Here is a 24,253-nt window from a genome sequence, read left to right as displayed (position 1 = left end):
TGCGATAGTGCCAGGGGTCAGCACACCGCGGCGACGGCGGCCCAGCGGCGGGGGATGTCGCTCGGGTCGGGGCGGAAGCGGCCGTCGAAATCGTAGGAGCCGGTAGCGGCGGCGTCGGCAAGCTTCTCGAGGAGGTCGGCTCGGTGGCCGCTAGCGTGAGAGCGCAGCCACGCGGCATCGGCCATGAGGCGTTCGCGGTTCGTTCCGGTCACAGCTCGCCGGCCTTGGCGTGCCACGGCATCCCGCCACCGTCGCAGCACCGTTTCCGGTTCGATTTGTGAGAAGGGGACAGCCATCGGCTCCGCGTCCTTGGGGACGCCGAGCCAGTGGGTGTTGGGGTGGTCGAGGCCGGGGAACACCCAGGTGTCTTCGTGAGCGACACCGATGAGGATCCATGGGGCGCTGCCCGGTTCCTGGGCGCGGCGCTGACGAAGGCGAAGTTGCACCTGCACGTTGTTCGCACTGGCCAGAGTCCTCAAGGCGGGGCCGCCGAAGCGTTCAGCGGTGGGGCTGGCTTGGCAGCGCAGCGGACCCTCGTCGGTGTCGAAAACGAATACCGGGTGCTGCCCGTCGTCCTCGATTCCTCGCAGCACAGCGTCACCAAACCACCAGTCCTGCGCCGGAACGGCATCTGTGTCCGGGGTGCGTGTGCTGACGCGGAGCTTGCTGCCGCGGCCCAACCTGCCGTCGGCGGAGGCCGTGGCGTTGGTGAGCAGGAGGCCGGTGCGGGCGACATCGCGATGGGAGAGGCCGAGCTGGCTGAATCCGGCATCACCGAAGTAGGCCTTGGCGATCTGCTCGTTGTCGCCTGGGAGAACGGAGGACAGCTCAAAGATGCGACCGTCGCGTTCGTCAACCATATAAGTGATGACGCCGCTATAGCCGGACGCGGTGAGCAGCGGTTCGCATGCCCAACCACGCAGTCGCAGAGTCCCCACCGGTGAGTAGGTGCGGCGCGCAGTGCCGACGGCGTCGATGCTCAATGTTCCAGTGTCGTGGCCGTGGCGGAGTTGGTGAGCCGCCAATGCGATTTCCACCAGCGTCGAGATTGCGGCTTGGGTCACGTGGCTTTCGCCGTACCCGAGACGTCCGGTGCCGAGGTGGCCGTGGAGCCTGGCGAAGTGGGCGGCCAAGAGCGGCAGTTTTTGCACCCGCGCTGCTGCCACGACGCGCAGCACTTTCGCGCGGTCACCGGCGGTGAGTCCGCCGAGCCCGCGGTCAAGCAAGCCGGTGAGGCAGGATTCGGCGAGTTCGAGGGTGTCCAGTTGTTCGCGGGTAAGGGCCAGCGGGGCGTCCGCGGGGGCGGATGGGTCAGCGGAATCGGTGGAGTCTGCAGCGGGATCGTCCGCAGAGTCCGGCTGCGCCTCAGTCGACGGGCAGCTCACCAGCACCTGTGCCAGGTGGAGGCAGCGGGGGCTGAGTAGACAGTCGCACTCCGCGGCCTGTGGAGGGTCAAGCGTGACGGTGGCAGTGCCGACGGTCACGGTAGTGGTGTCGGCGCCAACGTCGGCGGCAATAGTCCAGGAGTCAGGGTCTGCTTTGTCCAGGCGCTTTTGCAGGCGGCCCGGGAGGGACTCGATAGTGGCGGCGACGAAAGCCGGGTCCATGCCGGGAAGGCCGTCGGGGTGAGTATTGCTTGTCATCGTTGGACCTGCTCTGCAACCCATCGTGCCAACTCCGTCGGGGAAACGGCGGAGACAGCCATGCCTGCACCGGCGACGCTCGCGGCGACTGCGGCGTTGTAGCGCGCTGCTCCTGAATCGTCCAAAGCGGCGCAGCCGAGCAGCCGGACGCCGGAGTTGTGCAAGGACTCGACACGGGACAGCAGGAAGGATTCGGAGTAGGCGTCCTCGAAATCGCTGATGAGTACAAGCATTGTGCGCGAGGGGACTGTGACACGCTCCCCCGCCACGGCGAGGGCGCCGCCGATGTCAGTGCCGCCGCCGACCTGAATCTCCAGCAGTAGTGAGAGCGGGTCGTCGACGTGGTCAGTCAGGTCAACGACTTCGGTGGAAAAGACCAGGAACGTTACCGATAGTGCGTCTACGCCGGCGAGAATGGCGGAGGTCATCGCGGCGAAGACGGTGGAGGGTTCCATGGACCCGGAGACGTCGACAAGCACGATGATGTGCCATTCGGCGCGCCGGGCGAGTGGCTGACGGAAGATGGGTGTGGCCACGACGAGTTGCGGGGTGCCGTCGGGACCGGGGACGGCGTGGCGTAGGTTCCTGCGGATGGTCGCCGCGGCGTCCAAGCGCTGTGAGGGGCGCGTGGTGGCACGCCACCCCTGTAAGCCGTTGAGAGCGGGGCGGAGCCGGTTGGCCAGCGCCTGGGATAGCTCGGCGACCATGCGACGCAGCATCGGTCGCAGCTTCGCCAGAGTCGATTCGGGCATGCCACCGGCGATGGTGAGGATGTCGTTGAGAAGCTCGACGGATGCGCGGGGCTGAGTGTTTTCAATGAGGTCGATGGCAAGCGGGTTGCGGGCAGTGATCGCTGAGGCGGCGATGTCTTCTCGCACGTCTTCGCCGAACAGGGCGTCGAGGTCGTCGGCCCATTCGCGCGCGGTGGGGTAGGGAGGCTCGGATCCACCGCGGCCGCCCAGATAGCCGCCGGACGATCCCTCGCCGTCACCGCCGCCGTACAGCTGGTCCAGGCTGCGCGCCAACCGTCGTTGCTGGGGGCCCGTAAGTTCGTGGTGGCGGCGCCCCAGCACCAGTGACCAGCGCTGTTTGGGAGACACGGCGACGGAGGAGAGGCCAAGGCGTTGGAGGCGCTCCCAGGCGGCACGGTCCTCTGCGGCCCAGCGGCCGAGTTCTTCGGCGGGCACCTCTGTCGGCCGCACGCGGTCGGCGCCGACAGCTTCCAGCAAACGTTCGCGTTCGGCGGCAGACATCGGGTCGAAGCCACCGCGCAATGCGGGGAGGCGGGCGATGAACATCGCTTCATCGATGTCTTCGACACCAGAGCGGAGATCGTCGAGGAATGAAGAATCGTCGGTGAGCAATTCGGGGTTGGCGGTGATCAGGCCCGTCAACCAGCGGGCTAGATCGCGGCGGCTCTGTGTGCTGGAGGCGGCGTAGATTCGCGAAGCAATGCTGGGCAGATCAGCCACGTCGTGGTCGAGGCGTCGCAGCAACCCGGTGGCTGCCCCCTGCATCAGTGGGGAGGCAGCAGAGACGAATTCGGTGAGCGAGTGTGCCAGGCGCAGCCCGATATCCGCGTGTCGCAGGGCGACGAGGCGGCCCAACGCCGCGGCATCGGCTGGGTCGTCGCTGCCCGCGAGGCCGTCGACCTGCGCAACAGCGGCATCAACGAGAATCTCCAGGGCAGAAGCTATCTGGGGGCCACGGTCTATCAGTAGCATTCCTGCGACGGTGCCTTCGCCGACAGCGGCGATGACCTCGATTGCCTCCGCCAAAGCGTCAACACCGGCGCGAAGGGGCAGCTCCGCCACCACGGCGTCGAGCCACCAGTCAAATTCGTCGGCTAGTCCAGCGGCGGCGGCGTCAGCCAGGCCGGTCACCAGGACGTCGGGGTCGGGATCGGAGTCGGAGTCGGGGCGGCGGGTGCGCAGTACGCCTTTGGCTGTCTGCACCACGGTCACACCGAATCGGCTGGCGTGGGGGAGGCTGGCGCTGGTGGAGACGTCGTAAAGCACTGTCCATTTCGTGCTCACCGCTTGGGCACCGCCGACGCCGATGACCTCGGTGGGTATGCCGTAGGAAATGCGTGCGACCCGGCAGCGCTGCAGGAAGATTTCGCGCCGAGTGTCCAATGTGTTTTCGGGAGCGGAGTCTTTCAGGCGCAGCGGATTCAGGGTCAGCTCGCGCGACCGTTCGCCAGGGCCCGGCAAGCGCAGGGCAGCGAGATCTTCAGCAAAAGCGAGAGCCAGACCCGATTGGGGTGTGTCTGGGGCGAGGGCACCGGTGTCCTCGCCCACCAGGATCTTCTCGGCGGCGCGAGCCACGGCGCGGCCGCGCCCGAGCACGTCGCCCTGCGCGAAGACGGAGGTGCAGGCTTCCTGGAATTCGCGGCGGCCCGGCACCGGCAACCCGCGCAACGCAGCGAGGTCGAGCGTCATACGGTTTGCCTCACGGATCTCAGCTGGTCCGCACGGATGGCCCTCCGCGCGGAGATGGGCAGCGAGCTGGGTGAGCAAAGAGGTCACAGCACCCTCGAATGCGGCGAGGTCGTCGCCGTAAGTCAACACCGCTTGCTGCCAGCGCGGGTCGCGGATGCCGGACGGGTAACCGGAGCGGGAATCGAGCAGCTTCTGCGAGTAGGGGACAAGGCTGGCCGTAGGCTCGCCGTCAAAGTTCAGGGAGCTAAGCAGCTCGCGGTCGGACTCCGCCTCAGCGTCGATTAGCTCAGAGGTCAACGCCGGGCTGTGCCACGCGCCCGTCACCGCGGTCACCGCGGGGCCGTGCTCAGCACGCGCGCGGCGGATACCTTCGCGCATCGATGCCTCGCGCGCGGCCGTGCGTGCATCCAGGTTCCGCCCCTGCCGGTACGCCCAGCCGAAAGCCAGAGCACTGCGGCGCACAGCTTCGGGTGATGCGCCGGCGGAGGGGACTTCGACGAGGCGGTCCCAGGCGTCGTCGTGGTGCTCGGCGTGGACGTGGGCGTCGATAAGCGTGCCCACGCTGAACTCGCCGTCAGATGCTTCCGAAGATTCGGGGCGTGCGGCGGGGGAGAGGTCGGCGCAGATCACAGGCACATCGCGCGAGCGCGCCCACCGCAGCGCGACGAGCTCCGGGCTGAAATCGGCCAACGGCCAGAAACCGACAGCACCGTCGTCATCGGCGACCGCGAAAGTGAGCGGCGCCGTCGCCTCGGGATGGGCGATCCACTCGCACCACGGCTGCGCCTCCGCAGGCATTTCCAGCACCACCGCGTCCGGGCGCGCCTCATCCAACAGCCGCGGCAGCACCCGCGCGAGCGACGGTGAGTGGTGCCGCACGCCGATCAGGAAAACGGAATCGCGCGCCAGCTTATCGACGGCTCCCGCAACGTCAACTTCCGTCATACCAGCTCGTCGCGTTGATCCCACAGGGTGCGCCACGGTGCCGCCCCGTCCTTCGCCCGGCGCTGGACAACGCTGTCCCAGTAGCCGCGAAGCCGGTCCGCGTCCGCGGGATCGTCTTTGCGGACGACACCGAGCAGGTGACCGGCCACATCGCGCAGGCCGTCGCTGCGGGCGGGAAAATAGGCGCTGGCAAGGGCGATCGACGTGCTCACAGACACGGCCTCGGCGGTGGAGAGGACCGTCGTGGGTTTCTCCACCGGCCAGCCTTCCCGGCTCACACCGGCACGCAGGTCACGGAAGGCGGTGACGAGGACGTCGACCACGACCTCGTCGACAGGCGTGTCGATCTGTGCGGCGTCCAAAGCCCGGCGGGTCTGGTTGGCAACGAGCGCGATCTCCGCGTCCAGGTCGGCGATGGGGTGGACCGTCTCGAAGCTGAAGCGGCGTTTCAGGGCCGCACTCATTTCGGACACTCCGCGGTCGCGCAGGTTCGCCGTGCCGATCAGCCCGAAGCCTTCGGTGGCCGCCACCGACATGTCGCCGAGTTCGGGTACGGCGATGCGGCGCTCCGACAGAAGGGACACCAGCGAATCCTGCACCTCGGGCAGGCAGCGGGTGATCTCCTCGATGCGCGCGACCGCACCATTTTCCATCGCGCGCATGACCGGGCTGGGGACCAGCGCCTCCGCTGTGGGGCCATTGCCCAGAAGCATCGCGTAATTCCAGCCGTAGCGCAGCTGGTCTTCCGTTGTCCCGGCGGTGCCCTGCACCACGAGCGCGGAGGTCCCGCAGATGGCAGCCGAAAGCAGCTCGGAGAGCATCGACTTGGCGGTGCCGGGCTCGCCGACCAGCATCAGCCCGCGCGAGCCTGCCAGCGTGATCACGCAGCGCTCCACCAGCGCCGGATCCCCGACGTATTTCGGCGCGATGGTGAGCTTGGACCGCCCCGCCTTGAGGTCGGTGCCGCCCATGATGAATGCGACCACGGCACGCGGTGTCAGCCTCCAACCCGGTGGGCGTGCGCCGGTGTCCCAGCGTTCGAGGAACTCCAGCTCGTCGGCGAAGCGCTCCTCTGCGAGCTCGACCTGGTGGGTCATCGGCGTCTCCTCCTCGTGGTCTCCAGTTCCGCGAATTGCGGCGCGTCGTCGCCCTGGGAGCGCTCCCAGCAGGTAGCGAACCATTCCGGCGGCGGTAGGGGTGCGACAGCGATGCCCAGCTGCGGCTCGAATTCTCCGTTGTAGCCACTCTGCTCGATGCCGAAGGCGGGTAGCTTCCACACCTCGACCGGGAGCTGTCCTTCAGACTTGTGCACTTTTTCTACCCATCCACCGGGCAAGAAATAGCTGCGGCCCGAACGGGGGCGCTTGCCTTCGACGACTTTACCGGCGGCAACGAGTTCGGAACCGGCGCGGACGATATCGGCTTTCTTCCAGGTATTCCAGCGGCGGACATTCTTGTCCGTCGGCTCGGGCCAGGCCAGCAACTGCAGGTAATATCGGGCCGCGTCTTGGCTGACTCCGAGTGCATCAGCCGCCTCAGCCACGAGCTCGGGCGCGGAGACGAGAGGGTCGCGCGGTTCGCCCTTGCCCGGTTCCCTCAACCACTCGGCGTAGGACGTGAGCACACCGCGTGCGCGGACGTCCGCCGCTGCCACTCGCAACCTGCTGCTGGCACCGTTGTGGAGGTCCTTTGCCCATTCGCGCGCCAGATCCAGGTCGCTGCACGGCTCATCTACGTCTGAGAGGTCGACGAGGACCAAATCCCAATCGTAATGCTGCTCGAGTGTGAACCGTCCTGCTTGAAGGTCTGTGCGGTCCGTGTCGCCCTCAGCGCGTTTCGGCGCACCGATCGCGCTGCGAACTGCCTCATCGTCCTCGCCGATACCGGTGATAGCGACCTTGATTGCGTCGATGCCCCGCGGGGAGCTGTGCAGCCGCTCGGCATGATCGGCCAGCGCAGGGCGAAGCGGATCGGTCATGTCCAGCTCAGTGGCAAGCCAGATCAGAGCGCCGACCTCTTGGGCCCAGTCGTCGGCGTTGTCAGTGCCATTGTCAGCGTCGAAATGCCGGCCGGCGACAATGCTTTGCAGCACGCTTTCCTTCAACACTTTCGGGACGCGCTCGGCGATCTGCCCTGGGATCTCAGGCAAGTAGTCCGGCCCGTGCTCTAACCAGTATTTGGCCATGGAGGCGATATCCGGGCCGCTGGTCAGCAACTCCGCCGCATTGTCGGGCAGGCCAGCTGCCAGGACCGCCGCGAAGTGGTCGCCGGAGGGCATCAACCGTTCTCGAGCCGCTTTGAGCTCATTGACTTTCAGTCCCATAGCCGAGCGCAGATCCTTCGGCACGAAATTAGCGTCGAAGGAGTAGAGGTTCGGGAAACCGGCGGCGATCACATGGGCGTCGGCAAGCGGCGAGTTAGCTGCGGCGGCGAAAGCCTCGCCAGTAGACGCTGAATACGGCAGTGGGCCGTCCTCCGCAATGCGTGCGAGCAGCGCGTCGAAGACCGGCTCAAGGTCCGTGCGCGACGGTGCGATGTCAGTTCGGCTGTTCAGTTTCAGGGGGGTGCCGTTCACAGTCATCATCTCGGCGCCGGCCACGCGCACAATCAGGGGGTCGCCTGAAACGTTGCGCGCGAGCCGAACCGCTTGTGGCGGAAGCTGTACATTCTGCCCCGGCGAAAACGGCACCGAGGCGTAGGACTCCAACACCAGGTTGTCAGCCGTGAGGGCTCCGGCATCCCGCAGCACCGTCCACAGCTCCTTCAACGCCTGGACTTCGTCCGCAGTACGGCCTGGTGATGCCGCGAAAATGACCAGGGCATCGCCGTGCCCGAGCAGCTTCATCCAGTCGTTGCTGCCCCTGGTTCTGTTGTGGGTGTAACCCTTCTCCGGAACATAACGGTTGTGCATTCCCAAGGCCGCCGCACCTTGCCAGATATCCATCGCGTCGAATTTGGCGAGGGGAAACCGCGTGAGGGACCGGAGCACACCATGGTGCTCGGCGAAGGTCGGCGCCCCGGTCAGCTCCTCAGCACGTGCGTCGGTGTCCTCCTGCGGCCACGACGTCGCCGCTTGGTGCGCAGCGGATGCGATCGCATAGCGCAGCACCGGGTCGTCTACACCGAGCACCTCGCCGACCAATTCGCACATGTGCTTATCCGCGCCTCCATTGCCGTTTTCGCGCGCCCGATTCACCAGCGGGCGAACCTCATCGGCAGTGATCTGCCGCAGCATCTCGCTTGTCTCGGGTTCGCGGACGCGGAAGTGATGCCACCACATGTGCGAGTGGAGTTGCGTCCCGCGCACCGCTACCGGGGTCATGTCTTCCGGATCCAGAACGACGGGATCTATGTGCTCATTCGTGAGAATCCACCGGCCGCCGTTGGGGCGTTGAAGTACACCCGTAACCTTGCGCGCGTGCTTCCCAGTGACGGTGAATTCGGTCCCGTCGGCGTCGACGACCAAGCAGAAGTCGGGGTCGTCGGGGCGGGTGAACACAGCATGCCTGTGGAAGCCGTCAGCGGTGGAGAAGAGCGATTCCGCGGTTGTGTCCTCCACCGGCCGGTGCTGTGAACGCTGCGGTTCAAACACCAAATCCGGGTGGCGGCGGCACTGCTCGGCGAACCAGTCCGGCAAACTCTCGCGGCCAGTGGCACCGGTGGCTGGATCGAGTTCCACTACGGTGGATCCGTCGTCAAGCCCGGGGCTGTCGATGAGCCATACCCGGTTGCCGTCGACGAAGAAATGTTGGCTGCCGCTCGCCCACGTGGAATGGCCGGGACGCATCACCGTGTCGGCGTCGAAAATACGCCCACCGGGCACCGGAACTGAGGCGACAAGGCCGAGGGACGGAAGCTCTCTCCATCTACTGGTCATGCCCTCGGGGGCACTCTCCCACCACACCCGCGGATTCGCATTGGTGTAGGTGGCCAGGCCGAATTGGCCGTCAACTTCCATGGCGCCGAAGAGTTTCTGACCGGTCCAGTTGGGAATCGCAGTGGCGTTCCGGCCGCGCAGGTAGGTGGTGCGGGAATCTGCTTCCACGATGACGCCGGGCCAACAATCTTCGGCGGTTAGCCACAGATTGAGTCGCATCGGTTCCCCGTACTTCCAGTTGAGCTGCTCTAATTCTGGCCAGCCGAGCTCATCGGGCAGACCGCGGCGCAAGGATTCAGCCAAAGGCACGGCCGGATCGCGGTGAATTACACGCACCCGGTCGAGAAGCGACTGAATCTCCTCGTCGCCGACGAGTTCGAAGCCGCGGACGAATGTAGTGGCCTGCGTGAGATGGTCGACGGACGGCACTCCCGCTTCAAGCTTATCGACGATCTCCGTGAGCAGCTCCACCACCAACGTTCTGACGTGCGGATCGGCGGTGAGTGTCTCCACGACCTCGGGATGGCGCATCGCATTCTTGATCCCCAGAACGACAGCTCCTCGCAGCGATTCGTCCGCCATGAGGTGGGGCAGTGGTGCGCGCTCTGGAAGGCGTGCCCATCTGGTGAGGTCGATGTCCGTTTGTACTGGTGCATGAGAGAACGAGAAGGTCAGTCCGTTCGCGAGAACCTGCTCGACGGCTGCCGCCGGCAAATAATGGAGCCGGTCTTTAGGCACGGTGACGGTGCTGAGACCGGCATGGGGGAGGATATCTGCGAGAACCGGTGTCAACTGGGTCGACGGCGTATACGGCCATTTCGTCCACTGGGACTCGAACAGGAGGAGGCCGGGAACGAAGTCCGGATGCGCACCGTCTTTGACCACGTCGAGCGCGCCGGTGATATCCAACAGGTGCAGCCACGGGTCGGTATCCACATGGCGCGGGAATAGAGAAAGTAGCTGGTCCATGAGCGCGGGATCGTCCGCGACGACGCGGCAAATAGCCTTCTCGTAATTCTTCCAGAAATGCGCGCCGGCCTTCTTCATCGACGGGACGCTCAACAAATCGCGGACGACCCCGTCCTCTTCCTTGGCGGTGTCCAAGCCAGCGGCCTTCGCCAGCTTCGCTAACTCTTTCTTCATCCCGGCGTGCGGGCTCAACCCGCCCCGCACCCGCTCCACGCACAATGTGCGGTACGCGCGGTACGCCTCCTCCGGTTCAAGCTGTTCCGCCAGCCGCTTCGCCTCGTTGCCCAGTTCCTTGGTGCTCAGCGCCCCGGCGTAGGCGAATTCCAGGACGGCTTCGGCGTGGCGGATTTCGTCGATAGGCAGCGAATGGCGGCGCTCCGCGTCGCGTGCTTGCGTGAACATCTGCGCGGCGAGCTTGCCGTTATCTGCGGCGATGAAAACTCGCCCAGCTTCCTCGAAGAAAGTAGGGAGAAAGTGCGGTGCGCTGTTGTCGAGTTTGTCGCCCAACTCATCGACTGCCCCTTTGAACTTCTTGGGCTTGCTGGCGGCGTATTTGCCTGCGCGCTCCATGTCGGCGACGAGGTTGAGCGCGTGATGCGCGTTCTCGGGGTCGTTGAGGATAGGCCATTCAGGGAAACCGATGGCCCGCCGCCGAGTGTGCCCCACGTTCACGCGACCAGCTGGTTCGAGGCCGATGACACCGAGTGCCAATTCATCGGCTTCCGCCAGTGGCTCGGGAATGAGCTGCACAATCGAGCGACCGGCAAGCACCGGGTGCGTGTAAGCGGCTGCCACGAGCGGCACCGAGTTGTCCGCGGCGTTCTCAGTGATGCCCCCAAGGTTGAGGCGTGTGCTGACATCTAACGTCATCGGCGACTCCTATGGTTCGTTTCCAATTCTTCGAATTGCGGCGCATCGTTGCCTCGGGAGCGTTCCCAGCAGGCGGCGAACCATTCCGTCGGCGGTAGGGGTGCCACGGCCACCCAGAGGAGTGGCTCGGCCTTGCTGCGCGCGCCCTTTTTCACGATGCCGAATGGCTCCGTCTTCCACGTTTCGATCGGCAGGTGCGGAGGCTGTCCTTCCGTCCAACCTCCAGGCAAGAAGTACTTTCTCTTGGCACGGGACCGCTTGGCCTCAACGACGACGCCCGCATCGACCAATTCTGCGCCGGCGTTCGTGATGTCGGCTTTCTTCCAGCTGTTCCAACGGCGCACATTCGCATCCGTCGGGTCTGGCCAGGCAAGAAGCTGCAGGTAGTACACGGCGGCGTTCTCACTGACGTTCAACGTGGAGGCCACTTCTCCGATGAGCTCGGGCGCGGCGGCGCGCGGATCGTGCGGATCGCCGTCGCCCGGTTCGCGCAGCCACGTCGCGTATGCGGACAAGCTGCCCTGCAAATACAGTTTCAGCGCCCAGAGGTCATTTGTGGATGTGTTGCACAGAATCGCAAGCTCGAGGGCCTGTTGCAGATCAGGATCATCTGTGTCGGTAATGCCGCTCACGTCGACGCTGATCGAGGTGGCGCCGGGCCAAGCTCCTTCGACGCGGCTGAAGCGTCCCGACTGGTAGATCGGATCGTCGGGGTCGTCGAATTTTCTGGTGGGCAGGTTGAGCCTGCGGGCGGTATCCCAGTACGCCGCTAGAACGCCGAGGTGGAGATCTGTCCGTTTTTCAGGAGATTCGACTAGCTTCTCGGCGACATCGGCTAAGTTGCTGCGGACCGGGTCGGACATGTCCACCTCGGTGGCCAGCCAGAGCACCGATTCGACCCTCGAGTCCCAGGGGTCGTCGTGTTGTCCGTCGAGGACGTTAAGAAGGGTTTCTGCGGAGAGGCGCTCCGGCTTTCGCTCCGTGATGTCTGCCGGCAGCTGCAGGGGAGCAGCCGGACCATGCTCTGACCAGTACTCGGCCATCGCCTGGCTATCTAGACCGTTGTCCAGGACTGATTCGGCATCGTCGGGAATGCCTGCGGCGAGCACGCGCAAGAAATGCTCACGCGAGCCTCCTATGCGGTCTTTTGCTTTTGCTGCTTCGGCAACCTTGAGCCCCATTGTCGTGCGCAGCTCTTTGGGCATGAAATTGGACTCCCACTTATGGAAGTTCGGGAACCCGGCCGTGATCAGATGCGCTTCAACAACAGGAGCTCCGCTGGCCGCTGCGAAAGCTTCACCGGGCTCAGGCGACCACGGTTGCGGGCCGTTGTCGCGGAGACGCTCGATGAGGGCGTCGAAGACAGGCTCGAGATCCGTGCGTGACGGCGTGATTTCCCGCCGGTTTTCAAGCTCGAGAGCATGGCCGTCGATGGTGATGGGGTCTCCTCCGTCGGCACGCAGGACCATGAACCTGTTCCCGTAGTGCTGTCCGCCAGGCAACGTCAGCGGCGGGAATTTCGTGTGGATTTCTCGGTAGCGTCCGTTGTCCAACAGCTGGTCGATGATCAGATGCTCAGCCGATAGCAGGTTCGTATCCCGCAGCAGCACCCACAGTTCTTTGAGAGCTTGGGCCTCTTCAAGTGTCCGGCCCGGCATTGCCGCGAGCGCGAGCAATGCGTCGGCGCAGTCGAGCAGCTCCATCCAGTTGTTTTCACTGACCTGCCAGGAATCCGGCTTCGGCGGCAGTTCTCTGTCGGTCAAGCCGAGCCGTGCTGCCCCGTGCCAGACGCTGAGCGCATCAATATCGTCCCACCGGTGGACCATGGCCGAAAGGAGAATGCCATTGTGTTTTTGAATAGCAAGCGTTCTGGTCACAGCAACATCCGGTGATATCCCAACCTCCGGCCATGACTGCGCCAGGGCTGCGGCATGCTGTGCGATAGCGTGGTTCACCACGTAGTCATCGATGTCCAGCAGGTGTCCGACGGTATCGGCCAGATCGCCGTCGACGTGGAGCTTAGTGAAGCGCTTGATCACGATGCGGAGGTCATCGGCGGTGACCTCGCGCAGCTTCGAGCTGACCTCGGGGTCACGGTGCTTAGTGTGGTGCCACCACATCGCGCTATTGAACCCGAGGCCGTAGGAAAGGGTGGGCATGCCATCCGCCGGGTCGATCACCCACGTGCCCTGTCTTGATCTCACTAGAATCCGTGGCTGTCCGTTGGGCAAACGAATGACACCGAAGACCGAGCGGGCGAGTTCGCCCGTCACTGTGAACTCGGTGCCGTCCGCGTCGACAATGAGAGCGAACTCCGGGTCGCCCTTCCGGTTGAAAACCGCATGCCGGTGGTAGCCATCTGCTGTGGAAAACGGGGATTTCTCCGTCTCCTCGCAAACGGGCCGCAACTGGGAGGTGAGAGGATTGAACTCGAGGTCGGGGTGGCGGCGGCACTGCTGATCAAACCAGTCAGGCATCGATTCGCGGCCGAGCGCACCTGTGTCGGGGTCAATCTCGATGAACTTCTCTTCGTCATTGAGCACCCAGAAACGGCCGCCTTCAACGAAGAACTGCCTGATGTTGAAGCTCCATGCGGGCTGGTCTGGGCGTACGACCACATTCTCTCCGAGGAGACGACCGCCGGGAACGGGGACAGAAGCCGTGAGACCTGCAGCGTGAGAGAAATGCGACACCTTGATATCTAACGGTTCACGCGCGCCGGACCAGCTGATTTTGGTCCCGTTGGCGGAACGGTGCCGCGTCACAATAGCGATTTGGCCGTCGGCTTCGGTGACTCCTGCGATCTCTTCACCAGTCCAATTCTGGATCTCGGTGGTGGACTCGCCGACGACAAGAGCGAGCTGTTTGTCGTTGTGCACCACGACTCCGGGCCAGCAGTCTTTCGCTGCGACCCAGTTATTCGGGTCATTTTCGTATTTTTCCCCGTAAGCAACCTCGAATTCAGGCCAACCCAGCTCTTCTGGCAGGCCGCGGCGCAAAGTCTCCGCCAACACTTCGGCGAGGTCTCCGTGGTATGCCCTCACGCGGTCGAGCAGACCTTGGATCTCGGTGTCGTCGACGAATTCGAAGTGACGGACGTAGTCGGTCACCTCGGCCAAACGATCTGCTGTTGGCGGCGCCGACTCCAGGGACTCGATCCGTTCCGTGAGTAGCGCGACCACCACCGGATGGAGGTGCGGGTCGGTGGAGATAACGGTGATCTCGTCGGAGTGCTCAAGCGCTCTTTCGATGCCCTTGAACAGGTATTTCCGCATTTGTTCACTGGCAGCAAGATGGGGTAGTGGAGCCCGATGTTCGTTGCCCGCCCAGGTCTTGAGGTCGATGTAGGCCAGGATAAAATAGTTAGTGAAATCGATGGCCACGTCATGGCTCAGCAACTTCTCCCACGCTTCCGCAGGGATGTTGTCCAACCAACCGTCCGGCACGGCGATAGCTGTGCAGCCGGCGTGCGGAAGAATCTCGTCGAGCAGCGGAGCGAGTTTCTCATTGCTATCCGTGTCCCACATGATGCGAGTGGCTAATCCCAAGACGCGCCGGACGAAATCAGGGTGATCGCCCTGCTTGACGAGCTCGATAGCTCCGCTACTGCGGAGAATATCGATCCAGTCGTCGACTTTGATCTCGTCCGGCGACATCGTCAACAAGTGGGCTTGCAGCGTCTTGTCCTGTTTGGCTGCTTTCCGGATAGCGGTCTTGTAATCCTTCCAGAACTTCTGGTTCGCGCGCTGGATGGAGGGCGCCCGCAGCAGAATTGCGGCCAGGGCAGCTTCCTCGTCGGCGGGTTTCAAACCCGCCGCTTTGGCCAGCTTCGCCAGGTCTTTCTTCATCCCGGAATAGGGAGTCAGCCCGCCGCGGACTCGCTCCAGGCAGAGTGCGCGGAACCGCTCGTATGCCTCAGCAGGTTCCATCCGCTCAGCCAGGTGCGTGGACTCCGCAGTGAATTCCTTCGCGGAGACCGCCCCAGCAAAGGCGAACTCCATCATGACGTCGCGGTGGCGCTCTTCGTCGATAAGCAATGCGTGCCGACGCTCAACCTCGCGCGCCTTCGTGAACATCTGCGATGCGTACGACGTGTTTCCCGCTTCCAAGAAGATGCGGCCGGCTTCTTCCAGAAATGTCGGCAGAAAGTGTGGGACGGCTGCGTCGAGATCGTCTGCGAGCTTGTTGACCTCTGTCTTCACCGCCGCCGGCTTGGACCGTGCCCGGACAGACAGCCGTTTCAAGTCGTCGACGAGATCGAGCGCGACCTGGGCGTTATCGGGGTCGTTGAGGATCGGCCACTCGGGGAAACCGACTGCGCGGCGGCGCACATGTCCGACATGAGTCTGCTCTTCCAGCTCAAGCCCTACCACTCCGAGGGTGGCTTTCTCTGCTTCCAAGAGCGGCTCGGGTGTGAGCCTGACGACGGGGCGGCCAGGCAAAAGTGCGTGCGCGTATGTGGCTGCGGCGAGGGGAAAGGAGCGTTCTCCAGCTTCCTGCGTGATGCCTCCCTGCTCGAGGCGGGTGCGGGTATCACTCATTGTCGCCCTCCTCGATGGTGCGGCCAGCGTGAATGTGCGCGGCCATGCGGACACCCTCGCTGTACGCGACAGGGCCGACCTCGCGTACAGGGAGGATCTCCCCGTCGATCATCCAGAACAGTTCGCCGGTGAACGTTTCCGCTTCGGGGTACTCGTCCGCGCCGATCCAGTAGCGGGCTTCCACCAGCTTGCCGTCTTCGTGGATCCGGGTAGAAGCGAAACCAGCCTTGATATTGAAACCGGCGGATTGGGCACGCGTCGTCGCGAAGCGAGCCTGCTCAAAACGGGCGTTCGCCCATTCGCTCAGGCTTGTCGACGATTCATGCGGCAGCGGATCGGGCATCGAGTACACCGCGCGCTGGAGCTGGTCGAAGCGCTGTTCCACGCCGATATCCGCGGCGAATTCGCGCAGCTCGTGCAGATCATCCAACAGCACCGGGTGCGGGATGAGGATCTCAGCCGCGTCGATGGTGCGGGTTTCGCCGTCCAGGTCCACGATGCCGAGCTTCACCTGGCCGTCCTTGTCGGTCGCGTCACGGAGGAAGCCCGCCTCCGCGCCGCCGTGTGCCTCGCCGGAGTCGTCTACAGGCTGGATGATGAGGTCGCGCAGCCAGGACTGCCACGCTTCGTCCGGCCACACTGCGGCGATGACTTTCGCCGGCACGGGGAGGGAGCGCAGCAGCCACGTCTCTACCTGGGTGCCGCACTCTTCGTCGTGGGTTTTCAGCCAGGTGAGCAGGTTGTCGAGCTCGAGGTATTCCTCGGTCTTTTTCACCTTCGCGGGCACCGACTTCAGCTGTTTGCCTTTGGCATTGCGCGCCCGGATTACACCGTCATCAATGGTCAGGGCGTAGCCGCCGGTCACGTCGATCCAAGTGGGTTCTGCTGGGGCACTCATGCCCGCGAATGTACTCTAAGTCACTTTTTTACGCAGTGGGGCAAAGCTACCGGTGTCTCAAGATCGATGCTGAGGGTGTTGACCTAGATGTGAACCCCCAGAAGGATGTTAACCCCAAAACTTAGTTACCCCAGGTGGCGATTTTTAGGCGGTTTTCGATGACCAGGAGAAACTAAGTTTTGGGGCTAACAACAAGGAATTGGGTGGTTTAGGGGCCGACTCGGCCCCGGCACCGGCCCAGCCGCAGCCTCAGACCCAGCGTCGGGAGCTGCTAGCGCTCCAGCTCGTCGACGATGCGGTTGAAGGTCTCGGACGGGCGCATGACCTTGGTGGTCTTGGCGTCGTCGAACCAGTAGTAGCCGCCGAGGTCGGCGGGGCCGCCCTGGACGTCGAGAAGCTCCTGCAGGATCGTCTCCTCGTTGTCGCGGAGCTCTCCGGCGATCTTCTCGAAGCCCTTCGCCAGCTCAGCGTCGTCGGTCTGCTTCGCCAGCTCATCGGCCCAGTAGCGGGCGATGAAGTAGTGGGAGCCACGGTCGTCGATCTCGCCTGCCTTGCGGGACGGGGAGCGGCCCTCGTCGAGGAAGGTCTCGACGGCGCGGTCCAGGGTGTCGCCCAGGACGCCTGCGCGGGCGTTGTCGTTCTTGTCCTGCTCGTGGCGGAAGGACTCGGTCAGGGCGAGGTACTCGCCGAGGGAATCCCAGCGCAGGTGGTTTTCCTCTTCAACCTGCTGGACGTGCTTCGGGGCGGAGCCACCGGCACCGGTCTCGAACAGGCCGCCGCCGGCCATGAGCGGCACGACGGAGAGCATCTTGGCGGAGGTGCCCAGCTCGAGGATGGGGAAGAGGTCGGTGTTGTAGTCGCGCAGGACGTTACCGGTCACCGAGATGGTGTCCTCGCCGCGGCGGATGCGGTCGACGGTGATCTTGGTGGCCTCTTCCGGGGAGGCGAAGGAGATGTCCAGGCCGTCGGTGTCCATGCCAGCGAGCTGCTTCTCGGCGATCTGCTGGATATTGGTGTCGTGGGCGCGCTTCGGGTCCAACCAGAAGACGGTCTTCATGCCGGACTTGCGGGCGCGGTCGACAGCCAGCTTCACCCAGTCCTCGATGGCGGGGCCGCCGGTGTGGCAGGAGCGCCAGATGTCGCCCTTTTCCACGGTGTGCTCCATCAGGACGGTGCCGTCGGAGGTGACGATCTGCATGGTGCCGTCGAAAGGCATCTTGAAGGTCTTGTCGTGGGAGCCGTACTCCTCGGCCTTCTGCGCCATGAGGCCGACGTTCGGGGAGGTGCCCATGGTGGTCGGGTCGTAGGCGCCATTGGCGCGGCAGTCGTCGATGACAGCCTGGTAGACACCGGCGTAGGAGGAATCCGGGATGACGGCCAGGGTGTCCTCTTCCTGGTCGTCGGCGTTCCACATGTGGCCGGAGGTGCGGATCATCGCCGGCATGGAGGCGTCGACGATGACGTCGGAAGGAACGTGCAGGTTGGTGATGCCCTTGGCGGAGTTGACCTGCGCCAGGGAGGGACCCGCGGCCATGGCGTCGTCGAAGGCCTTGCGGATCTCCTCGCCGTTCTCCAAGTCGGACAGGCCACTGTAGATGGCGCCGAGGCCGCTCTCACCGTCGAGGCCCGCCTCGAGGAGCTCGTCGCCGTACTTGTCGTAGACGTCCTTGAAGAAGGCGCGGACGACGTGGCCGAAGAGGATGGGGTCGGAGACCTTCATCATGGTGGCCTTGAGGTGGACGGAGAAGAGAATGTTCTCTTCCTTGGCGCGCTTGACGGCGTCGAGGAGGAAGGTGTCGAGGGCCTTGACGGACATGAAGGTGCCGTCGATGACGTCGCCGGCGGCGACCTTCACATCGTCGCGGAAGACGCGCTCCTTGTCCTCGCCGACGAGCTTCATCGTCAGAGTGTCGTCTTTGTCCAGGATGACGGACTTCTCGTTGTGGCGGAAGTCGCCGCTTGTCATCGTGGCCACGTTGGTCTTGGAATCAGCGGACCATGCGCCCATAGAGTGCGGGTGCTTGCGGGCGAAGTTCTTCACTGAGCGCGGTGCGCGGCGGTCGGAATTGCCCTGGCGCAGGACCGGGTTGACGGCGGAGCCCTTCACGGCATCGTAACGCGCGCGGATGTCTTCCTGCGTCTTGTTTGTCGGGTTGGCCGGGTAGTCGGGGATGTCGAAGCCGGCGTCCTGCAGTTCCTTGATGGCCTTGCGCAGCTGGACCAGGGAAGCAGAGATATTCGGCAGCTTCACGATGTTGGCTTCGCGCGTTCCGGCCAGGTCGCCGAGCTTGGACAGGTAGTCGGGTACCCGCTGGTCTTCACCGAGGTAGTCGGGGAACTGCGCGAGGATGCGGCCAGCCAGGGAGATGTCGTAGGTCTCCACATCCACGCCTGCGTTGGAGGCGAATGCTTCGACGATCGGTTTGAGGGAGTAGGTAGCTAGAAGCGGGGCTTCGTCCGTTTTGGTCCAGATGATTTTGGCCATGGGTCACCTCAAATAATCAGAATGTTCTATTTCTCAATGTGTCAGCCCACCAGCGTACCCACTTAGCTTTTGGTCCGCCGACTAGGCTCCGCGCACCGCACGGTAAGGTTGGCCCGCATGAGCCTCAATATCGCATCTGTCAACGTCAACGGCATTCGCGCGGCAACGAAGGTCCGCAACGAGAACAATCCGGGCATGCTCGCCTGGTTTGAGGAGACAACGGCTGATGTTGTTCTGATGCAGGAGGTCCGCGCGACGCAGGAGCAGGCGGAGGCCGCGCTCGCGCCCGCCATCGAGCAGGGCTGGCACGTCTATTTCGCGCCGGCCGCGGCGAAGGGGCGTGCGGGAGTGGGCATCGCGTCGCGCACCGAGCTTGACGACGTCCGCGTCGGCATCCCGCAGTTCGAGGATTCCGGCCGCTTCATCGCGGGCACGCTTGACGACGGCACTGTGGTCGCTTCCCTCTACCTTCCCTCCGGAAGCACCGGCACGGAGAAGCAGGACGAGAAGTGGCGCTTCCTGGACCAGTTCGAGCCGCTGCTTGACGAGTGGGCCGAACTGAACAAGGACATGGTAATCGGCGGCGACTGGAATATCTGCCACCGCCGCGAGGACCTGAAGAACTGGAAGGGCAACCAGAAGTCCTCCGGCTTTTTGCCGGGGGAGCGCGCGTTCATGGATTCAGTCTTCGGCTGCTACCCGGATGACGAGGCCCAGGACATCGATTCCAAGAATGAGGCCGGCTTCTTCGGTGCTGTGGACTACGTCAGTGATCTCCGCCGCGCTGCTTGCGCTGAGCCCCGCTGGTTCGATGTGGCTCGCCGCCTGCAGCCCGATGACGCACCGTATACCTGGTGGACCTACCGCGGCCAGGCATTCAACAACAATGCAGGCTGGCGCATCGACTACCAGGCTGTCACCGCCAGCATGCTCGAGCGCGCTCAGCGCACCTGGGTAGAAAAGGCTGCGACGGTGGAGGAGCGCTGGTCCGACCACTCCCCGCTGCTCGTCGAGTACAGCTAGGGGGCTACCGGTTCGCCGCAGCCCCCGGCGAAATGACTGTGAGGCCGCTGCTCTCTGCGGCCTCGGCCATGCGGTGGTCGTACGTCACCATTGTCGTGCAGCCGCCCAGCATCGCGGCGGAGATGTGGATAGCGTCGAGCGACCTGAGATGGTTTCCGGGGAGGGTGCCGGCGTGTTGGAAGGCCAGCCGATCGAGGTCGAAAATCTGAAGGCGGAATAGCAGATCGTTGACCGATGATGCGTCGAGCGAGGCGCGTCTTTGGCGGGCGCGGTTGAGCTCGGTGACGAGCAGCGTCGACGACGTGAGAAGCGGTTTCTCAGTGTCGATGGCCTCGACAAAGGCCGGAGATTCCTCCTCGAACACGAGTAGTTTCATTGCCGCAGATGTGTCCAAGTACCAGGTATCCATGGCGGTTAAAGCCTTTCTTCTCGGAGACCATCGAGCAGTTCTGCGGTGCTGATATCGAGCTTGATCATGTTCTCCGTATTGAAGACCTGCGGCTTCGACGGCGGGGTGTAGGTCAACCGCGAACGGTAGGGGCCACCGAGGCCGGTCAGGCGAGCGACTGGGCGCCCGCGGTTGGTGATGATGAATTCGGCGCCCTGCTCTACCTCGCGGAGGATCCTTCCGCTGTCGTTGCGCAGTTCACGCTGCGGGATTGTGCGCGGCTCAGAAGGGTAGCTGGGGCTGTCGGACTTCGGAGTATGTGGAGTGGATTCGGACGGATCGGACGAGTTGGGAACTGGTGCGGCAGACATGCTACGAGTGTAGCAACAGGGGTGAACCATAAGGAAGGGTTCGTTGGCGGTCCCGGTGGACAGCGCGGGGCCAAGAGACCATGACAGGCGGTGGTTCGCGCGGTCGCTAGACTGTTGCCCATGACTGCTGCTGACAATGCTTCCGCATCCGAATCCCAGAACCAGACCGGCGCACGGACCCAGCGCGTCCTGTCGGGAATCCAGCCGACGGCGGACTCGTACCACCTGGGAAATTACCTCGGTGCGTTGAAACAGTGGATTGACCTGCAGGATGACTTCGAGGCGTTCTACTTCATCCCGGACCTGCACGCGATCACGGTGGAGCAGAACCCTAAGGAGCTGCGCGAGCGCACGTTGAAGGGCGTGGCGCAGCTGATCGCGCTGGGCATCGACCCGGATAAGTCGACGTTGTTCGTCCAGTCGCACGTGCCGGAGCACGCCGAGCTGACGTGGGTGCTGCAGTGCCTGACGGGCTTCGGTGAGGCAAGCCGCATGACGCAGTTCAAGGACAAGTCGGCGAAGCAAGGCCAGGACCGCACGTCGGTGGGCCTGTTCACATACCCGGTGCTCATGGCGGCCGATATTCTGCTGTACTCACCGCAGCTCGTACCGGTGGGCGAGGACCAGCGCCAGCACCTGGAGCTGACGCGCACGCTGGCGGAGCGCTTCAACGGCCGCTACGGAAAGACGTTCGTGGTGCCGGAGGGTTTCATCCCGGAGGGTTCGGCGAAGATCTACGACCTGCAGGACCCGACGTCGAAGATGAGCAAGTCGGGTTCGAACCCGAAGGGCATCATCAACCTGCTCGATGAGCCGAAGACCTCGGCGAAGCGCATCAAGTCGGCGGTGACGGACAACGACGGCGTGATCGCGTTCGACCGAGAGGGCAAGCCGGGCGTGTCCAACCTGCTGGCTATCCAGTCGGCGCTGACGGGCGCGAGCATCGACTCCATCGTCGCCGGTTACGAAGGTCAGGGCTACGGTGCGCTCAAGGGCGATACGGCGGATGCGCTGGAGGCGTTCACCACGCCGTTGCGCGCGCGTTATGACGAGCTGATGGGCGACCGCGCCCAGCTCGAGGACATTCTCGCCCGGGGTGCCGCCCGCGCCCGTGAGATCGCGCAGCTGTTGCTCGCCGACGTCTACGAGAAGACGGGCTTCCTCGCTCCGCGTCGTTAAAGCACGCTTATCGACGGACGCGGAGCGCCCGCCTGCCCCACACCGGCCCGACACCTGCTTCGCCACAACATGGCATTACGGCGCAGGTATCTGGCCGGTGTTTTACGATGTATGGGCAAAACTTAGGAAAGGACTGGATCACACACCATGGCAACGGCCACGTCGCCCCGAGAGGGCTTCACGGATGCGCAAGGCATTGAACGCGCCCACCCGACCCAACAAGATGACGGTGCGATGGAGAAGGTGAAGGAGAAGGCTCCGCCGGTGGCGCACCTGCTGCGCATGAACGAGCGCTTCGGTGAGGAGGGCGGAAACCAGTTCGCAGCCGGCATCACCTATTTCTCTGTCCTGTCGATCTTCCCGCTGGTCATGCTCTTGTTCGCCGGCATCGGCTTCGTTCTGGCCGCTCGCCCGGATTTGATGGACCAGCTTCAGGAGCAGATCACCAACTCCCTGGAGGGTGACACGGGTGGGATGGTCAATGAGATCATCACCACGGCGATCGATCAGCGCGGCGCTGTCGCCGGCATCGGTTTGCTGACGACGCTGTGGTCGGGACTGGGGTGGATGAACCACCTGCGCACCGGTATCTCCGCGATGTGGGCGCTGGATGCCGACGAGGGCGGCAATTTCGTGACCAAGAAGCTGTGGGACCTGGTCGCCCTTATCGGCCTGCTGGTTTTGCTCATCCTCGCTTTCGGCGTGACCGCTGTCGGTTCGTCCAGCCTGACCACCACGGCGATGGAGCACTTCGGCATCGGTAATTTCCCGGGCGCGCGTTTCGTGGTGTGGCTGGCGGGTCTGGTCGCCGGTGTCCTCGCTAACTTCCTGGTGTTCTGGTGGATGGTCGTGTTCATGCCGCGCACCAAGGTGCCGCTGAAGTCGGGCTTCAAGGGTGCCCTGGTCGGTGCAGTGATCTTCGAGCTGATCAAGCAGTTCTCCACCGTGATCATCGGTTCGGCCACGAGCAACCCGGCCGGTGCCTTGTTCGGTCCGATCATCTCCCTGATGGTCGTGCTCTACTTGGTCTGGCGCGTGGTCCTCTACGTCTCCGCGTGGACGGCGACGACGGAGGAGTCCCTGGCTCTGGAGGAGCCAGCGGTTCCGGAACCGGCAGTGATCAATATCCGTGCCGGCGTCAACGATAAGGACAACACCGGCCGCGATATCGGCATCGGTGCTGCCCTGGGCGCTATCGGCGTTGCCGCCGTTTCTTTGCTGACGCGAGACTGAGCCATGTAGCGAGTCCCGCGAGGACGAGCACGCCACCGAAGACGGCGATTCCTTCCCACGGGAGGGTATCGCCGTCTTCGGCGTTTTCACTGGCTTGACCAGCTCTGCTGTTCTTGCCGTCCTGGTCGGGTGCGTCGGTGACGGGGGTGCCGGTGTTGGAGGGGTCGGCGGGGGCGTCGGCAAGCGATGCGACGGCGTCATCCGAGCTGAACCTGTACCCCTCGTGGATGAGGTCCTGTGTCTGCTCCCACGCGCGCCCCTTGTCGATGGTGGTGTCCAGCACCACGGCCATGAGGCGGCGGCCGTCCCGGTCGAGCGCGCCGACGAACGTGTGCTTCGCGTCGTCCGTGTAGCCTGTCTTGCCGCCAATGCCATCCGGGTCGTTGAGGTAGAGCTTGTTGTCGTTGTAGACGTCGAATCCCGGGACATCCTCACCGTCCGGGCCCGGGTAGCCGGGGAACGGGTACATCTCAGTCGCGATGATTTCGCTGAACGTGGGGTTCTTGTACGCCGCGGAGTACGCGATGCCCATATCCCACGCGGATGTTGACATGCCCGGGCCGTCGAGACCGGAGTAGCTCGCGGCGCGGGTGTCCTTCAGGCCCAGCTCGGCGGCTTTGTCGTTGACCTTGCGCAGTGTCTCCTCGTCGCCGCCGAGCTCCTGCGCTAGCGCGTGCGCGGCGTCGTTGCCCGACACCATCAGCAGACCGTGCAGCAGGTCGTCGACGGTGTACTTGCCGTTCGGGCCGAGACCCACCGCGGAGCCTTCCTGGCCGGCGGACTCTTCACTGACGGTGACGACCTTGTCCAGCGGCAGCTCGTCAATCGCCACCAGGGCCAGCAGCACCTTGATGATCGACGCTGGGCGGTAGCGCCCGTGCGGGTCCTTCATCGCGATCACGTCGCCTGTGTCCGCATCCGCGACCAGCCACGAGGTGGCCAGAACCTTATCGCTGACGTTGAAGCCGTCCGGCGCGATGACGCCGCACGGTCCGTCGTACGTGACCGGCAGCGGTGCGGGGGAGCTCGCCCCGGGTGCGACGCGCTCGGAGGTGCTCACGGGCTCCGGCGGCAGTGTGGCATTCGGGCACTGGTCCGTGTTCGGGGCCTCCTCGCGCGGGTCCGGGTAGTGCGGGGCATCCTCGTCGGTGGCCTCTGCCTGGGCGTCAGCGCCGGCTTCGCCGTCGGTTCCGGGCGCTGCTCCTGGTTGGGGGGCCGCGGTGGCGGCGGATTCCGCTTCCTGGGCGGATGTGTGCGGGATTACGGATGCCGGGAGGATTGCGGCGGGGGCGATAGCTGCAGTTAGCGCGAGCGAGAGCGTCTTTTTCATCGTGCGATAAGTCTAGGGCCGCAGTCTTTCAATCGGTTTTCCGACCCGCTCACAATGTGG

13 protein-coding genes are annotated in these 24,253 nt (G+C 64.2%); 3 read left to right on the top strand and 10 right to left on the bottom strand.

Annotated elements, in window-relative coordinates; translation table 11 throughout:
- Window positions 1-17: 17 nt before the first annotated feature.
- The 7 genes from QYR03_RS05945 to QYR03_RS05915 all read right to left on the bottom strand — a co-directional run bounded on the left by QYR03_RS05945 (window position 18) and on the right by QYR03_RS05915 (window position 18,669).
- A complete protein-coding gene (locus QYR03_RS05945; RefSeq protein ID WP_259849896.1) occupies window positions 18-1,643 on the bottom strand; it encodes a hypothetical protein in 1,626 nt (541 codons plus the stop codon).
- Window positions 1,640-5,029: a DUF5682 family protein gene (locus tag QYR03_RS05940; RefSeq protein ID WP_259849894.1), complete on the bottom strand. Its 3,390-nt coding sequence runs from the start codon at window positions 5,027-5,029 to the stop codon at window positions 1,640-1,642. Before QYR03_RS05940 ends, QYR03_RS05945 begins: the two co-directional genes overlap by 4 nt.
- A complete protein-coding gene (locus QYR03_RS05935; protein WP_259849892.1) occupies window positions 5,026-6,126 on the bottom strand; it encodes an AAA family ATPase in 1,101 nt (366 codons plus the stop codon). The genes QYR03_RS05940 and QYR03_RS05935 overlap by 4 nt, the downstream gene beginning before the upstream one ends.
- Window positions 6,123-10,745 carry a hypothetical protein gene (locus tag QYR03_RS05930; RefSeq protein ID WP_259849890.1) on the bottom strand — a complete coding sequence of 1,541 codons (4,623 nt, stop codon included), beginning with the start codon at window positions 10,743-10,745 and terminating at the stop codon, window positions 6,123-6,125. Before QYR03_RS05930 ends, QYR03_RS05935 begins: the two co-directional genes overlap by 4 nt.
- On the bottom strand, window positions 10,742-15,286 hold the full coding sequence (locus tag QYR03_RS05925; protein WP_259849888.1) for a hypothetical protein: 4,545 nt from the start codon (window positions 15,284-15,286) through the stop codon (window positions 10,742-10,744). Before QYR03_RS05925 ends, QYR03_RS05930 begins: the two co-directional genes overlap by 4 nt.
- Window positions 15,279-16,184, bottom strand: a complete 906-nt coding sequence (locus QYR03_RS05920; protein WP_259849884.1) for a DUF4132 domain-containing protein — start codon at window positions 16,182-16,184, stop codon at window positions 15,279-15,281. Before QYR03_RS05920 ends, QYR03_RS05925 begins: the two co-directional genes overlap by 8 nt.
- 271 nt (window positions 16,185-16,455) lie before the next feature.
- On the bottom strand, window positions 16,456-18,669 hold the full coding sequence (locus tag QYR03_RS05915) for an NADP-dependent isocitrate dehydrogenase (protein ID WP_259849883.1): 2,214 nt from the start codon (window positions 18,667-18,669) through the stop codon (window positions 16,456-16,458).
- Window positions 18,670-18,786: 117 nt separating this feature from the next.
- On the opposite strand from QYR03_RS05915, the gene QYR03_RS05910 reads away from it, so the two are divergent.
- Window positions 18,787-19,692 (top strand): exodeoxyribonuclease III, encoded by a 906-nt coding sequence (locus QYR03_RS05910; protein WP_259849881.1) that lies wholly within the window; start codon window positions 18,787-18,789, stop codon window positions 19,690-19,692.
- Between the two features lie 4 nt (window positions 19,693-19,696).
- On the opposite strand, the gene QYR03_RS05905 is transcribed toward QYR03_RS05910, so the two are convergent.
- Entirely contained in the window at window positions 19,697-20,101 is a 405-nt protein-coding gene (locus tag QYR03_RS05905; RefSeq protein ID WP_259849879.1) for a type II toxin-antitoxin system VapC family toxin, read from the bottom strand.
- Window positions 20,102-20,106: 5 nt separating this feature from the next.
- A complete protein-coding gene (locus tag QYR03_RS05900) occupies window positions 20,107-20,451 on the bottom strand; it encodes a type II toxin-antitoxin system Phd/YefM family antitoxin (protein ID WP_259849878.1) in 345 nt (114 codons plus the stop codon).
- Window positions 20,452-20,571: 120 nt separating this feature from the next.
- Between QYR03_RS05900 and trpS the strand changes: the two genes are divergently transcribed.
- Together trpS and QYR03_RS05890 are read left to right on the top strand one after the other, a co-directional pair.
- Window positions 20,572-21,630: a tryptophan--tRNA ligase gene (trpS, locus tag QYR03_RS05895; protein WP_259849876.1), complete on the top strand. Its 1,059-nt coding sequence runs from the start codon at window positions 20,572-20,574 to the stop codon at window positions 21,628-21,630.
- 147 nt (window positions 21,631-21,777) lie between these two features.
- Complete coding sequence (locus tag QYR03_RS05890; protein ID WP_301713159.1) at window positions 21,778-22,863, top strand: YhjD/YihY/BrkB family envelope integrity protein; 1,086 nt, start codon at window positions 21,778-21,780, stop codon at window positions 22,861-22,863.
- Here the strand turns inward: QYR03_RS05890 and QYR03_RS05885 are convergent.
- A complete protein-coding gene (locus QYR03_RS05885; protein ID WP_301713158.1) occupies window positions 22,823-24,193 on the bottom strand; it encodes a D-alanyl-D-alanine carboxypeptidase family protein in 1,371 nt (456 codons plus the stop codon). The two genes, QYR03_RS05890 and QYR03_RS05885, sit on opposite strands and share 41 nt — an antisense overlap.
- Between the last annotated feature and the right edge of the window lie 60 nt (window positions 24,194-24,253).

Origin of the sequence: Corynebacterium sp. P4-C1 (assembly GCF_030503595.1) — a bacterium.
Classification (GTDB): domain Bacteria; phylum Actinomycetota; class Actinomycetes; order Mycobacteriales; family Mycobacteriaceae; genus Corynebacterium.
The sequence above is the reverse complement of the archived record's forward strand: the minus strand, read 5'-3'. Positions and strand labels throughout refer to the sequence as shown.

Coding starts and splice junctions, on each gene's coding strand:
- QYR03_RS05885 (WP_301713158.1), bottom strand. CDS start 24,193: ATGAAAAAGACGCTCTCGCTCGCGCTAACTGCAGCTATCGCCCCCGCC.
- QYR03_RS05910 (WP_259849881.1), top strand. CDS start 18,787: ATGAGCCTCAATATCGCATCTGTCAACGTCAACGGCATTCGCGCGGCA.
- QYR03_RS05890 (WP_301713159.1), top strand. CDS start 21,778: ATGGCAACGGCCACGTCGCCCCGAGAGGGCTTCACGGATGCGCAAGGC.
- QYR03_RS05925 (WP_259849888.1), bottom strand. CDS start 15,286: ATGAGTGATACCCGCACCCGCCTCGAGCAGGGAGGCATCACGCAGGAA.
- QYR03_RS05905 (WP_259849879.1), bottom strand. CDS start 20,101: ATGGATACCTGGTACTTGGACACATCTGCGGCAATGAAACTACTCGTG.
- QYR03_RS05915 (WP_259849883.1), bottom strand. CDS start 18,669: ATGGCCAAAATCATCTGGACCAAAACGGACGAAGCCCCGCTTCTAGCT.
- QYR03_RS05900 (WP_259849878.1), bottom strand. CDS start 20,451: ATGTCTGCCGCACCAGTTCCCAACTCGTCCGATCCGTCCGAATCCACT.
- QYR03_RS05930 (WP_259849890.1), bottom strand. CDS start 10,745: ATGACGTTAGATGTCAGCACACGCCTCAACCTTGGGGGCATCACTGAG.
- QYR03_RS05940 (WP_259849894.1), bottom strand. CDS start 5,029: ATGACGGAAGTTGACGTTGCGGGAGCCGTCGATAAGCTGGCGCGCGAT.
- QYR03_RS05920 (WP_259849884.1), bottom strand. CDS start 16,184: ATGAGTGCCCCAGCAGAACCCACTTGGATCGACGTGACCGGCGGCTAC.
- trpS (WP_259849876.1), top strand. CDS start 20,572: ATGACTGCTGCTGACAATGCTTCCGCATCCGAATCCCAGAACCAGACC.
- QYR03_RS05935 (WP_259849892.1), bottom strand. CDS start 6,126: ATGACCCACCAGGTCGAGCTCGCAGAGGAGCGCTTCGCCGACGAGCTG.
- QYR03_RS05945 (WP_259849896.1), bottom strand. CDS start 1,643: ATGACAAGCAATACTCACCCCGACGGCCTTCCCGGCATGGACCCGGCT.